We start from the raw sequence: 13041 nt of genomic DNA, 5'->3' as shown, positions 1-13041 counted from the left end.
TCATGCAGACGCCTCTGAGCGATGTTGTCCTTTCCATCCAGAACCTCACGGTCCATGTCCACGGCTCCCGCCATCGGGTGGTCAACGACTTAGGCCTGCAGGTGCGCGCAGGCCAAACGGTGTGCGTGGTCGGGGAGTCGGGCTCGGGCAAGTCCGTGACCTCGCTTGCCACGATGGGACTGCTGCCGCCGGGCATGCTCAACGTGCAAAGCGGCTCCATCCTGGTGGACGGCGAGGACGTATTGCGGGCCACGCCACACCGTCTGCGTCAAATGCGCGCCACACACATGGCCATGGTGTTCCAGGAGCCTATGACCGCGCTCAACCCGGTACATACGGTAGGCCGTCAGGTCGATGAGGTACTGCGGCTGCACCGCAAGAAACTGTCGGCAAGGCAGCGCCGCGAGCACGTGCTGGAGATGTTCCGCTCGGTTCACCTTCCCGATGTCGAACGGGTCTATGACTCCTACCCCCATCAGTTATCGGGAGGCCAACGCCAGCGCATCGTCATCGCCATGGCGCTTATTCTCGAGCCTCGCCTTCTGATTGCCGACGAACCGACCACCGCGCTGGACGTCACCACCCAGAAGCAAATCCTCGCACTGATCAAAGAACTGCAGGACAAGCATGGCACGGCCGTGCTTTTCATCACCCATGACTTTGGTGTCGTTGCCGAGATCGCCGATCACATCGTCGTGATGAACCGGGGCGATCTGATCGAGTCCGGCACGCGCGACGATATCCTGGCGCGCCCGCGACAGGCGTACACAAGACGCCTCGTATCTTCCGTACCGAGCCTGGTGCCCCCGGAACGCCCGACCCCCGACGGACAGACGGTGCTGCACGTGCAAAAGCTCGGTCGTACCCATGTCGGCAAGCGTGGGCTGTTGGGCACGCCGGGGCGCAGCGTCGTGGCGGCTGCCGATGTCCATCTCACGCTGCGTCGCGGAGAGATCCTCGGCATCGTCGGCGAGTCCGGATCGGGGAAATCCACCGTGGCGCGGTGCATCATGCGCCTGATAGAGCCAACCGAAGGCTCTCTCTGCCTGGGAGGCAAGGATGTCGCGCGTGTGCAGGGCTCGGCGCTGCGGCCCCTGCGCCGGCGCATCCAGATCGTCTTCCAGGATCCCTACCGCTCGCTCAACCCCCGGCGACCGGTGGGCGAATCCATCATTGAGGGGCTGCTTAACTTCGGCACGCCTCGTGCCCAGGCCCAGGCCCGCGCCGCCGACATGCTGCGCGTGGTGGGGTTGAGCCCGGACGTCATGCAGCGCTACCCCCACCAGTTCTCCGGCGGGCAACGGCAACGCATCTGTATCGCGCGTGCACTGGTCATGGAACCGGAGGTTTTGGTCGCCGATGAGGCGGTATCTGCACTGGACGTCTCGGTGCAGGCACAAGTACTGGAACTTCTCGAGGATGTGCGTCGGCGCACAGGCGTCGGCGTGCTCTTCATCACGCACGACCTGCGCGTGGCGGCCCAGATCTGCGACACCATCATGGTGATGCAACGCGGCCAGGTGGTGGAAACCGGCAGCGCCACCACCGTATTGACCCGGCCTCAACACGCCTACACCCGCACGCTGATCGACGCCGCACCAGGACGCGATTGGGATTTCCGCAATTTCCGCCCTTTGCAGACGGCCGCCTGAGCCGCCACACCGTATGGCCGGACCACAGGCCGGCCCCCATCTGAAGGAGCAGTACATGCGTTGGCTGTTGGCAATGATCAAGCACGAGACCAATACATTCTCTCCCGTGCCCACGCCGCTTGCGCGTTTTTTTCGCGGCAACCCGGAAATCCTGTGGGGCGAGCGCGCCATCCGCGCGTACGAGAACACCGATAGCGGCCTGGGGGGTATATCGAAGTGGCGCGGCGAGAAGGCACACAGATCGTGGTGCCGGTTGCCGCCGAGTCCTGGCCGAGCTCGCCCACGGATGCCACCACCTACGAGACCCTGTGCAACCTCATCCTGGACGAGGTACGCAAAGGGGGCTATGACGCGATCTTGCTGGATCTGCACGGCGCCATGGTCGCCAAGGGCATGGAAGACGCCGAGGGAGCCTTGCTGCACCGGCTGCGTGAAATCGATCCCGCCACGCCGATCGGCGTGACGCTGGACATGCACGCGAACATCTACGACGACATCGTGCGCAATGCCAACGTCGTCACCGGTTTCCACACCTATCCCCACGTCGATATCCGCGAAAGCGGCGTGCGCGCCGCCAACATCATCGCTCGCACGCTAAAGGGTGAAGTCAAGCCCGTCATGCGGTGGGGCAACGTTCCCATGCTGCCACACATCATGTGCCAGGGCACGCACGCCGATCCGAACAAGTCGCTGCAGGCCCGCTGTATCGAACTCGAGCAAGGCGCCGTGCTGGCCGCGTCGGTCTTTGTTGGCTTCCCTCATGCCGACATCAACCAGGCTGGTCTGTCCGCCGTGGTGTGCACGGACGACAATGCCCCCGCGGCCACCCGCTACTGCGATGAGTTGCTCGACGCGGCCTGGCAGCGCCGCGAACAGTGGGTATTCCACCCGCAGCCTCTGGAGCCGACTGTCGCTCATGCCAAGACGTTGACCGAAGGACCGGTCGTTCTGCTGGATCACTTCGACAACACCGGCTCGGGCGGCACCATGGACACGACAGCCATGCTGGCCGAGATCCTGCGGCAGGAACTGGAGAATTTGGCGTTCTACGCCATTTGCGATCCGCAGGCCGCCGAGGAAGCGGCCGCCGCCGGCGTGGGCAGGACCATCACCGTCGAGCTGGGCGGCAAAGTGCCCATGCCGGCCCTCAAGGTTCAAAGCGCACCACTTACGGTGACCGCACGCGTCAAATTGGTCTTCGACGGGGTTTACCTGAACCGCGGGCCCATGTACCGAAGCGTACGCAACGATACCGGGTTCACCGTGGTGCTGGATACCGGCAAGGTGGAAATCGTCGTCGTGTCGCGCCACCAGGAGCCATTCGACATCAACTGCCTGCTGTCGGCGGGAATCGATCCTCTGCAAAAACGCTATGTGGTGCTGAAGTCGCGCGTGCACTGGCGCGCAGGGTTCTCCGAGATGGCCACCGACATCATTGAATGCACCGGTGTTGGCGTCACCACTTCGGATTACAGCCAGATCGAATTCAAGCACGTCAGGCGCCCCATCTATCCCCTCGACGCGATGTAAGCCGCATACCCCCGCGCTATACTTTCTCGGGTTTACCCTTGCCGCAGCGCGGCAAGGGGCCGGCGCGGCAGGCGTCAACAACACTAACGAGGAAGAATATGAAAAAAGGCATAGCGATAGGCGCTGGCGTGATCGTAGTGGTGGTGGGAGCCTGGCTGGGGGGCACCTGGTATACCGGCGAACGCCTGGCCGACGAAAGCCAGGCACGGCTCGATGAAGTCAATGCCTATCTGGCCGCGACCTACCCGGGCACCGGCCTGAAGGTCGAGCAGCTTGCCTTTACCCGCGGGTTTTTCTCCACCGAGGCACGCTACGGCCTGGTGGCCGCCGCTCTGCCCGGCAGCCCACTCAAACCCGGCGAACGACTGGAATTCGACGCCCGCATCGATCATGGTCCGTTGCCGGCAGGCGCGTTGGCCGAGGGGCACCTGATGCCCTCCATGGCTTTCGTGCACACTGCCATGGCCGACACGGAGGCCGCCCGCCCCTTCTTTACCGTCGCCAAGGACAAGAACCCTCTGGTCACGGATGTCGTACTGAACTACGGCGGCAGCGCCTCGGTAAAGGCCGAAGCCGCTGCGCTGCAGTGGAGCAATCCCCAGGTGGATTTCGGTGGCGCCCGTTTTGACGGCGACATCGGCAAACACCTCGGCAGCATCAAAGGCCACATCCAGGCGGAACCCACCGCGATTTTTCTGCCGCGCGACCAACAGCAGCCGGCCACGCAGATCATGTTAGGCCACAGCCGTATGGATATCGACGGCAAGACCGGCAAGTATGGCTACCAGATCGGCACCAGCAGCGTGCATATCGATCGCGTCGAGCTGCGCTCCCAGAGCGAGGCAGGCTCCTGGCTAAGCGAGAACGTCGACTACAAAGGCGTGCTCAAGGAAGACGACCGGTTCCTGAATGGCCAAGTGGATTTTTCCGCCGAGAAACTCATCTTCAATGGCGCGGCCCTCGGCAGCCAGCAGCTCACCATGACGTTCTCGCGGGTGGATGGCGAAAAGCTCAAAGCCGTCAACGAGGTCTATCTGCGCCTGGCCAACGAGGCCGCCGAGCAGGGCCGCGCGCGCGGTGAGTTCAACAGCGAGCAGGCCCAACAGCTCGCCCTGGCCGCCGGCCCCCTGCTGGCCGATAACCCAACGCTGACGCTTGAACCCTTTTCCTGGAAGAACGACAAAGGCGAAAGCCGCCTGAATCTGGCCGTTACGCTGGCCCAACCCGCCGACCCGCAGGCTCAGGGCAGCGAATTCATGCGCGAGCTCATCAAAAAGCTCGACGCCCGCCTGGTGCTGAACAAGCCAATGATGACGGCAGTGGGCACCGCCGTGCTTAAGCTGCAAGGCAAAAGCGACGAAGAAGCGGCCAGGCAGGCGGCACGCCAGGTCAACAACATTGCGGGTATGGCGCTGATGCTCAACCTGGGCAAGCCCGAGGGCGAGGACATCGTGAGCACCTTGCAGTACGGCGATGGCAAGCTCAACCTGAATGGCCGTGAAATGCCCACCGATGCCGTGCTCGGCGCCCTGCCTCACTGAACCGCCTGTGCCCGACGCCGCGCGGACGCCGTCCGGCGGCATCGGCCTGGCGCGCCGTACCTTGCAATTAGAAATGGCTGGTAACCGGGCACGCTACTGCCGCCGCGCGGCCCTGGCTATACTCGCCGCGGGTCGCGCCCGGGCCACCTGCTCGCGCGCCGCGTCATTACTCAGGAACACAGAAAATGAAGAAAAGCGTTGCGATCACCTCCGGCGTGATCATCGTGGGAGTGGGAGTCTGGCTCGGCGCCACGTGGTATACGGGCAAGCGCATTGAGGAGCAGACGCAGCAGTATCTGGTCCAGGCCAATGACAAACTGGCCGCTGCCGTGCCGGGGGTAGGCATCCGCATTGAGCAAGATCACTATGCGCGCGGCTTCTTCAGCAGCCACGCGCAATACACGATCACGTTCACGACCGAGAAAACCGAAGAGGACAACAAACCGCTGATCGTGGCCGTAACCAGCGAGATCGAACATGGCCCCTTCCCGGCCGGCGCCCTCGCGCGCGGCAAATGGCTGCCCCAGTTGGCGTTCATCCACTCCGAGCTGGCCAATAACGAGGTGGTCAAACCCTTCTTTGATATGGCGCAGGGCAAGCCGCCGCTGTGGAGCGACTCGGTGCTCAGCTACAACGGCCAGGCTGACGGCACAGGCGGCATCGCTGCCTTGAGCTTCAAGGACGACAAGGGCACTTTCCGTTTCAGTGGCGCCACGGTGCATTCGCTCTACGACAACCGCGACCAGAGCATCAAGGGCCGCATCGAATCCGACGACCTGTTGCTCGACGTCATCGAAGACGGCGAGCCGCTGCACGCACATGTCAGCGGCATGGGTATGGACATCGATAGCCGCATGGGCAAGTTCGGCCTATCCATCGGCACGTCGGCTCTGCTGATCAAATCACTGGAAATCGGTTCTGCCGGCCTGGACTCCCCCGTGGCGATCAACGATCTGGGCTACGCGCTGGATGTCAGCGAAGACGACGCCTACGTAGCCGGCAAGGCGGTCTACAAGATCGGCAAGATCAGCGTGGCCAAAGAGGACTTCGGAGGCGGAGAACTGGCGCTGTCGGTCGCCCACCTGGACGGCCCGACCATGAAGATCTTCTCGGATACCTACAAACAGATGGCGCGGGGCCTGATGGCCGGCCGTGGTACCGACGAAGGCCTGCGCGACGAGCAGATCGGCTCGCTCATCGAAAACGGCGGCAAACTGCTCGCCGCCAAGCCCAGTCTCGCTGTCGATCAATTCGTCTGGCGCAATGCCGCTGGTGAAAGCCGTTTCAGCCTGAAGCTGGATCTGACCAAACCGCAGAGTGACGCCGGCACCGGCGAGGACTTCATTCAAAGCGGTGCGGAATTCCTGCAAAAAGCCATCAAACGCATTGATGCGAGCCTGCAGATCTCCAAGCCCATGGCTGTCGCCCTGGGGGCACAGATTCTGCAATTGCGCGGCGCCGATGCGGCCGAAGCCCGGAATGAGGCAGAAGAAAACATCCAGGCTGTCGCGGGCATGGCCGAGATGATGAACCTGGGCCGCAATGACGGCGACAATATCGTCAGCACGTTCAGCTATGCCGATGGCCGCGGTGAACTCAATGGCAAGGAGGTTCCCGTCAAAGAGTGGCTGGCCGAGCTTGCCAACGCCGGCGGGGCCGCCATGGACGAGGACGAGTCGGAATCCCCCATCGTTGACGAACTCGACGCCGAGACGGTCGCCGACATCATCGATGCGGCCGGCTACGAGTACGGCTATGACGAGGGCAAGAAGGTCTTCACCGTACTGGCCGAAGAGCTGTCACCGACGGACATCACCGTGGCGCTGCTCTGCGAGCCCGACTGCGACAAGCTCCGGATGACGGCCGTCTACGGCGACCAGACGCCTCCCACGGCTGCCGTGATCAAACACTGGAATGCCGAGTACGCCGAGTTCGGCCAGGCCTCGTTGAACAAACAGGGCAAGGCGGTGTTGCAGTATGACGTCGACGTCTCCGAAGGCCTGTCGCTGGACATGATCCAGATGTTCCTGGAGGGCTTCCTGGCGGTGGCCGACGATTTCCCTGAGCCGCCCGACGAACACTGACTCCAGTAGCCGCGCGCCTTCGGGCGCGTTTTTTTGGTGCTGCCGCGCATGAAAAAGGCCCCTGCTCTTGCGAGCAGGGGCCTGGCTCAGACCGTCGGGCGTAAACGGATCAGAGATACGCTTCGATCGGCAGGCAGGCGCATACCAGGTTGCGATCACCGTAGGCGTTATCCACGCGCGCGACGGGCGGCCAATACTTTGCCTCACGCAGCGTCGCGACCGGATAGGCCGCCTGCTGGCGCGGATAGTCGTGATGCCATTCATCGGCCAGCAGCATCTGTGCCGTATGCGGGGCGTTCTTCAGGACGTTGTCCTCGCGGTCCCGCTCACCACGCTCGATCTGGGCGATCTCGGTGCGGATGGCGACCATGGCGTCGATAAAACGCTCCAGCTCGGCCAGGCCTTCGGATTCCGTCGGCTCCACCATCAGGGTACCGGCCACCGGGAAACTCATGGTCGGTGCGTGGAAGCCATAGTCCATCAACCGCTTGGCAATGTCCTCGGCGCTCACGCCACTGCTGTCCTTGAGCGGGCGAACGTCCAGGATGCACTCGTGCGCCACCCGGCCGTGCCGGCCGGCATAAAGCACCGGATAGTGCTCACGCAAGCGTGTCGCAACATAGTTGGCGTTGAGGATGGCCACTTCAGTTGCACGGCGCAGGCTTTCGGCGCCCATGAGGGCGATATAGACGTATGGAATGGCCAGAATGCCGGCCGAGCCATAAGGCGCCGCCGACACCGGGCCCACCTTGGCCTGGGCATCCAGCTTGCCCTGTTCGTTGAGCACACCGGGCAGATACGGCGCCAGATGCGCGCGCACGGCTACCGGCCCGACACCCGGGCCGCCGCCGCCGTGCGGAATGCAGAACGTCTTGTGCAGGTTCAGGTGCGAGACGTCGGAGCCGAACTTGCCCGGCTTGGCCACGCCCACCATGGCATTCATGTTGGCGCCATCGAGATAGACCTGACCGCCTGCGGCGTGCACCAATTCGCAAATCTCGGTGACGGCCTCCTCGAACACGCCGTGCGTGGACGGATAGGTGATCATGAGCGCGGCCAGGCGATCCCCGACCTGTTCGATCTTGGCGCGCAAGTCGCCCAGGTCGACGTTGCCCTGCGCGTCCGAAGCCACAACGACGACATCCATGCCGGCCAATTGGGCCGAGGCAGGATTGGTGCCATGAGCCGAGGACGGGATCAGGCAGACATTGCGCTGATGCTCGCCGCGTGCCTGATGATAGCCACGGATGGCCAGCAGACCCGCGTACTCGCCCTGAGCGCCAGAGTTCGGCTGCAAACTGATGTTGTCATAGCCGGTAATCTCGCACAGCGCCGCCGACAGGCGGTCGATGAGCTCGAGGTAGCCCACGGTCTGTGCAGCCGGGGCAAACGGATGGATCAACGCAAACTCGGGCCAGGTGATGGGGATCATCTCGGCGGTGGCGTTGAGCTTCATGGTGCAAGAGCCCAGCGGGATCATGCTGCGATCCAGCGCCAGATCCTTGTCCGCCAGCTTGCGCAGATAACGCAACATGTCGGTTTCAGACTGCACGCTGGAGAAGATCGGATGTGACAGTATGGGCGTGGTGCGCACGGTCCCAGGCGGCAATCCGGCGCCGGCTTGCGCCGTCAGCGCTTGCACATCGATCTGGCCGGCGGGCTTACCCAAGGCAGCGGCAAACACATTGACCAGCGCTTGCACATCCTCGGGCGTCACCGTTTCGTCCAGCGACACCGCCACGCGCGCCTCATCGACACGGCGCAGATTGATCTGGGCGTCCTCGGCAGCCGCCACGATGGCCGTTGCCGCAGCACCGGCGTCGATCAACAGCGTGTCGAAATAGCTTTCGTTTTCGACCGTCAGTCCCAAGGCCTGAAGTTGCGCGCGCAACACACCGGTAAAGCTATGCACACGGGTGGCAATGCGGCGGATCCCAGCCGGACCGTGCCAGACGGCGTACAACCCGGCCATCACAGCCAGGAGCACTTGAGCCGTGCAGATATTGGAGGTGGCCTTCTCGCGGCGGATATGCTGCTCGCGCGTCTGCAAGGCCAGGCGCAGTGCCGGGTTGCCCTGGGCATCCTTGGAGACTCCGACCAGACGACCGGCCATGTTGCGCTTGAAGGCGTCGCGGCAGGCCATGAAGCCGGCATGCGGGCCGCCGAATCCAAACGGCACGCCAAAACGTTGCGCGGTGCCGATGGCGATGTCGGCGCCCCACTCGCCCGGAGGTGTGAGCAATGCCAGCGCCAGCAGATCGGTCGCGCAGGCCACCACGGTGCCCTGGGCATGGGCGGCCTCGGCAAGCGATGCGTAATTGACCACACCGCCCAGACTGTGCGGATACTGCAGCAGAACGCCAAAACACTCCGGCAGGCCGTCTGCCTCATCGCCGATCAGGATGTCGATCCCCAGACCTTCGGCGCGCGTGCGCACGACCTCGATGGTCTGCGGATGGCAGTGCTGCGAAATGAAAAAGACCTGGCTCTTGGATTTGGCGCCTCGGCGGGCCAGCGTCATGGCTTCGGCAGCCGCCGTACCTTCATCCAATAGCGACGCGTTGGAGATGTCCAGACCCGTCAGGTCGGCCACCATGGTCTGGTAATTAAGCAATGCCTCCAGCCGGCCTTGCGAAATCTCGGGCTGATAGGGGGTGTATGCGGTGTACCAGGCGGGATTCTCCAGCACATTGCGCAGTACCACGTTGGGCGTGTGCGTGCCGTAATAGCCCTGCCCGATGTAGTTGCGGAACACCTTGTTGCGTGCGGCCACCTGTTTGAGTTCGGCCAGCACATCGGGCTCGCTGCGCGAGGACGGCAGCGCCAGCGGTGCCTGATTGCGGATGCGAGGCGGAACGACTTCCTCGATGAGGGCATCGAGGCTGGAGCAGCCGACGACGGCCAGCATTTTTGCCTGGTCGGCATCGGACGGCCCGATGTGGCGGGGGATGAAGTCGGAGTGGGTGTCTAAGGCGCGCGACATGGTGTTCTCGAAAATTCGGGGGAGGCGCGGGCCGCGGCCCGCGCGGCCGGTCAGCCGTTGGCGACGGCCTCGTAGCCGGCCGCATCCAGCAACTTGCCGGCGTCGGCGGCATTGGCCGGCTTGATCTTGAAAATCCAGGCCGTGAAGGCCGATTCATTGATCAGGTTCGGGTTGGCTTCGAGTTCGTCATTGAAAGCAACGATCTCGCCGTCGACCGGGGCGTAAATGTCGGAGGCCGCTTTGACGGACTCGACCACACCAACCGTTTCGCCGGCTTTGAGCGTGGCACCGACGTTGACGTCGCCCACGAAAACCAGGTCACCCAGTTGATCCTGGGCGTTATCGGTGATGCCGACGACAAAGACGTCGCCTTCAGCCTTGACCCACTCGTGGGAGGAAGTGTATTTGCGATCGGTAGGCAGACTCATGGGAGCTTCTGGAGAAATCGGGGTGAATGGGGTATGGAAAAGATGTGCGCGCCTTGCGCGCGGGATGGCCGCGCGCAAGGCTGCAGTTTACGAGTGTTCGACGGCTTTGCCGTTACGTACGAAAGGCAGTTTGACCACGGTGGCGGGCACCCATTTGCCGCGGATGTCCACCTCGACCGCATCGCCCGGCTTGACGGCCTGGGGCAGGCGGGCAAAGGCGATCGACACGCCCAGGGTCGGCGACATGGTGCCACTGGTGATCTCGCCCAGCCCCTGCGGCGTGCGCACCGGCATATGCGCCCGCATTACGCCGCGCTCGCCGAGCTTCAGGCCCAGAAAGGCGCAGGGCGTGGCAAATTGCTCCAACGCATCGCGGCCGATGAAGCGGCGCGACGTGTCCTTGAGCGACACCGTCCAGGTCAAGCCGGCCTGGTTGGGATGGATGAGTTCATCCATATCCTGTCCGTACAGATTCATGCCGGCCTCAAGGCGCAGCGTATCGCGCGCGCCCAGGCCGCAGGGACGCACCCCCTGAGCGGTGAGGTCTTGCCACAACGCCACCGCGGCGCTGGCCGGCAGTACGATTTCAAAGCCGTCCTCACCGGTATAGCCGGTCCGCGCCACCAACGTGTCTTCGGGCAGACGCGCGGCGCAAAAAGGCGTCAGACCTTCCGTCTGGGCCTGCCAGCCCGGGCGTGCCGCCCAGACCTTGGCGCGCGCGTTGGGGCCTTGCACCGCGATCATGGCCAGATCGCGGCGCGGGGTGATGCGGACGGTAAAGTTGCCGACCGCGGCCACGCGTGCCATCCAGGCGATGTCTTTTTCTGCCGTGCCGGCATTGACCACCACGCGCCAGCTGTCCGGCGCGAAGAAATAAATGATCAGATCGTCGATCACACCGCCTTGCGGGTTGAGCATGCACGAGTACAACGCCTTGCCCGGGGTGGTCAGGCGTGCGACATCGTTGGCCACCAGGTGGCGCAGAAAAGCCGTGGCATCCGCACCGGCGACATCGACGTTGAGCATGTGCGAGACGTCGAACATGCCGGCATCCTGGCGCACCGCGTGATGCTCCTCGAGCTGCGAGCCATAGGCCAGCGGCATTTCCCAGCCGCCGAAATCGACCATGCGGGCGCCAGCGGCCAGATGGGTTTCGGCCAGGGGAGTACGTTTCAAAGAGGCGGACATGCGGGGGCGCTCCAATGGCATAAAGAATGCCGGCCCCAGGGATGCGGAAAACGCCCGGTAGCCGGTCGGGTTTCCGCCCCTCTGTCCTTTTGCCTGAGAGTTGCCCCGCGCAGCATGGCGGGTTTGCACCTTCGGCGCCTGGGCTGACCGCCAGGCGGCGCCAGGTCTCTCCAGAGTGCTGTTACATCCAACCGCCAGGCGGCCGGACGTGCAATGCGCGGTATGGGTTACCTGAGCGATTCCGGGCGAATTGCGCCTTCGGCGGCGGGCTCGACGGCCCGCTCTCTCCCGCGACATGCATGACAGCGTGCGAAGCATACAACGAAAGCGCGGGGCGACAAAACCCGGGATCTCCCCGGCGCGGCGCCAGGCGGTTCACCACCCGGCCAGACACGCGGCGCCCTGCCCACCGGCAGGTGGCAGGTGGGATCAAAGCGCGCGGCCACACGCCACGGCGGAGGCCCAGGCCCACTGGAAGTTATATCCGCCCAACCAGCCCGTCACGTCGACCGTCTCGCCAATGAAATACAGGCCCGGCACCTCCCGCGCCTGCATGGATCGCTGATCCAGCGCGCGGGTATCGACGCCGCCGCGCATGACTTCGGCCTTTTTGTAGCCGGCGGTTCCTGTAGGCGCGAGCGGCCAATGGTGAATCCGGGAGGCCAGATCCAGCAACTTGCGGTCGGGCACATCGGCCAGGCGCGCCTGCGCCAGGCCGGGGTCGTCGGATTGGGCCAGCCACGCATCGGCCAGGCGTTTGGGCCACAGACCCGCCAGCACGGTATGCATCTGCTGGCGCGCACCGGATTTGGCCTGCCGCAATTCGCCGGCAAGGTCCCTCCCTGGCGCCAGGTCGATGTCGATGATCGTCCCGGGTTTCCAGTAACTGGAAATCTGCAAGATGGCCGGCCCCGACAGGCCGCGATGGGTAAAGAGCAGATCCTCCAGGAACTCGCCGCGCGCCTTGCCTTGCCCGGTGCCGAGACTGACCTCCAGCGCCACGCCCGAGAGTTCGGCAAAGGGCTGCCACTGCTTCGCATCGAAGGTCAACGGCACCAGCGCCGGCCGGGGCTCGACCACTTTGAGCCCGAACTGGCGCGCCACTTTCAATCCGAAATTCGTCGCGCCCAACTGCGGGATGGCCATGCCGCCGGAGGCAACGACCAACCGCGCCGCGCGCAACGCGCCGGCATCGGTGGCCAGCGCCCAGCCCTGGCCGTCGCGGGTGATCGCCTGCACCGCGCACGGCATGCGCCAGGCGACCCGGCCGCGATCGCACTCGCGGCGCAGCATCTCGATGATGTCCTCGCTGCTGTGGTCACAGAACAGCTGACCACGATGCTTCTCGTGCCAGGCAATGCCGTGCTCACGGATGAGTCCGAGAAAATCCTGCGGCGTATGGCCCGCCAGCGCCGAACGGCAAAAGTGCGGATTTTCGGACAGGAACTGGGCCGCGGTGGCGCCCAGATTGGTGAAGTTGCAGCGCCCGCCGCCGGAGATGCGGATCTTCTCGGCCAGGCGACTGGCGTGGTCGATCAGCACGACCGACAATCCGCGCTGACCGGCAACGGCCGCGCACATCATGCCGGCCGCCCCGGCGCCTATTATCGCAACGTCAAACATGCAGGCGGACGA

8 protein-coding genes, 1 pseudogene and 2 riboswitches are annotated in these 13041 nt (G+C 64.1%); of the genes and pseudogenes, 5 read left to right on the top strand and 4 right to left on the bottom strand.

Annotated elements, in window-relative coordinates; translation table 11 throughout:
- The first annotated feature begins 2 nt into the window (after nt 1-2).
- From LK440_RS02865 to LK440_RS02850, 5 genes and pseudogenes are all read left to right on the top strand, one after another.
- Entirely contained in the window at nt 3-1652 is a 1650-nt protein-coding gene (locus tag LK440_RS02865; protein WP_005015500.1) for an ABC transporter ATP-binding protein, read from the top strand.
- Nucleotides 1653-1665: 13 nt separating this feature from the next.
- Nucleotides 1666-2513: pseudogene (locus tag LK440_RS18045) on the top strand (M81 family metallopeptidase); the annotation flags it as partial.
- A 126-nt stretch (nt 2514-2639) separates the two neighbouring features.
- Nucleotides 2640-3182 carry an MlrC C-terminal domain-containing protein gene (locus LK440_RS18040; RefSeq protein ID WP_407651382.1) on the top strand — a complete coding sequence of 181 codons (543 nt, stop codon included), beginning with the start codon at nt 2640-2642 and terminating at the stop codon, nt 3180-3182.
- Between the two features lie 98 nt (nt 3183-3280).
- On the top strand, nt 3281-4723 hold the full coding sequence (locus LK440_RS02855; RefSeq protein ID WP_005015507.1) for a YdgA family protein: 1443 nt from the start codon (nt 3281-3283) through the stop codon (nt 4721-4723).
- Nucleotides 4724-4908: 185 nt separating this feature from the next.
- Nucleotides 4909-6807, top strand: a complete 1899-nt coding sequence (locus LK440_RS02850) for a DUF945 family protein (RefSeq protein ID WP_005015508.1) — start codon at nt 4909-4911, stop codon at nt 6805-6807.
- A 109-nt stretch (nt 6808-6916) separates the two neighbouring features.
- Here the strand turns inward: LK440_RS02850 and gcvP are convergent, their stop codons facing one another.
- From gcvP to LK440_RS02830, 4 genes are all read right to left on the bottom strand, one after another.
- Nucleotides 6917-9790 carry an aminomethyl-transferring glycine dehydrogenase gene (gene gcvP / locus LK440_RS02845; protein WP_005015512.1) on the bottom strand — a complete coding sequence of 958 codons (2874 nt, stop codon included), beginning with the start codon at nt 9788-9790 and terminating at the stop codon, nt 6917-6919.
- A 50-nt stretch (nt 9791-9840) separates the two neighbouring features.
- Nucleotides 9841-10218, bottom strand: coding sequence for a glycine cleavage system protein GcvH (gene gcvH / locus LK440_RS02840; protein ID WP_005015515.1), 378 nt, complete (start codon nt 10216-10218; stop codon nt 9841-9843).
- A gap of 87 nt (nt 10219-10305) precedes the next feature.
- The gene (gene gcvT / locus LK440_RS02835; protein WP_005015517.1) at nt 10306-11406 is read right to left on the bottom strand and encodes a glycine cleavage system aminomethyltransferase GcvT; all 1101 of its coding nucleotides are present in this window, start codon (nt 11404-11406) and stop codon (nt 10306-10308) included.
- Nucleotides 11407-11477: 71 nt separating this feature from the next.
- Nucleotides 11478-11590: riboswitch (glycine riboswitch) on the bottom strand.
- A 24-nt stretch (nt 11591-11614) separates the two neighbouring features.
- A riboswitch (glycine riboswitch) is annotated at nt 11615-11707 on the bottom strand.
- 128 nt (nt 11708-11835) lie between these two features.
- Nucleotides 11836-13029, bottom strand: a complete 1194-nt coding sequence (locus LK440_RS02830; RefSeq protein WP_025341206.1) for a BaiN/RdsA family NAD(P)/FAD-dependent oxidoreductase — start codon at nt 13027-13029, stop codon at nt 11836-11838.
- Nucleotides 13030-13041 lie beyond the last annotated feature (12 nt).

Source organism: Bordetella holmesii (assembly GCF_020735985.1).
In the GTDB taxonomy this organism is placed as follows: domain Bacteria; phylum Pseudomonadota; class Gammaproteobacteria; order Burkholderiales; family Burkholderiaceae_B; genus Bordetella; species Bordetella holmesii.
This window is presented reverse-complemented; position numbering and strand designations above follow the sequence as displayed.

Bases quoted from the DNA above. Each gene is read 5' to 3' on its own strand.
- LK440_RS02865 (WP_005015500.1), top strand. From the start codon at position 3: ATGCAGACGCCTCTGAGCGATGTTGTCCTTTCCATCCAGAACCTCACG.
- LK440_RS02830 (WP_025341206.1), bottom strand. From the start codon at position 13,029: ATGTTTGACGTTGCGATAATAGGCGCCGGGGCGGCCGGCATGATGTGC.
- LK440_RS02855 (WP_005015507.1), top strand. From the start codon at position 3,281: ATGAAAAAAGGCATAGCGATAGGCGCTGGCGTGATCGTAGTGGTGGTG.
- gcvP (WP_005015512.1), bottom strand. From the start codon at position 9,790: ATGTCGCGCGCCTTAGACACCCACTCCGACTTCATCCCCCGCCACATC.
- LK440_RS02850 (WP_005015508.1), top strand. From the start codon at position 4,909: ATGAAGAAAAGCGTTGCGATCACCTCCGGCGTGATCATCGTGGGAGTG.
- LK440_RS18040 (WP_407651382.1), top strand. From the start codon at position 2,640: ATGGACACGACAGCCATGCTGGCCGAGATCCTGCGGCAGGAACTGGAG.
- gcvH (WP_005015515.1), bottom strand. From the start codon at position 10,218: ATGAGTCTGCCTACCGATCGCAAATACACTTCCTCCCACGAGTGGGTC.
- gcvT (WP_005015517.1), bottom strand. From the start codon at position 11,406: ATGTCCGCCTCTTTGAAACGTACTCCCCTGGCCGAAACCCATCTGGCC.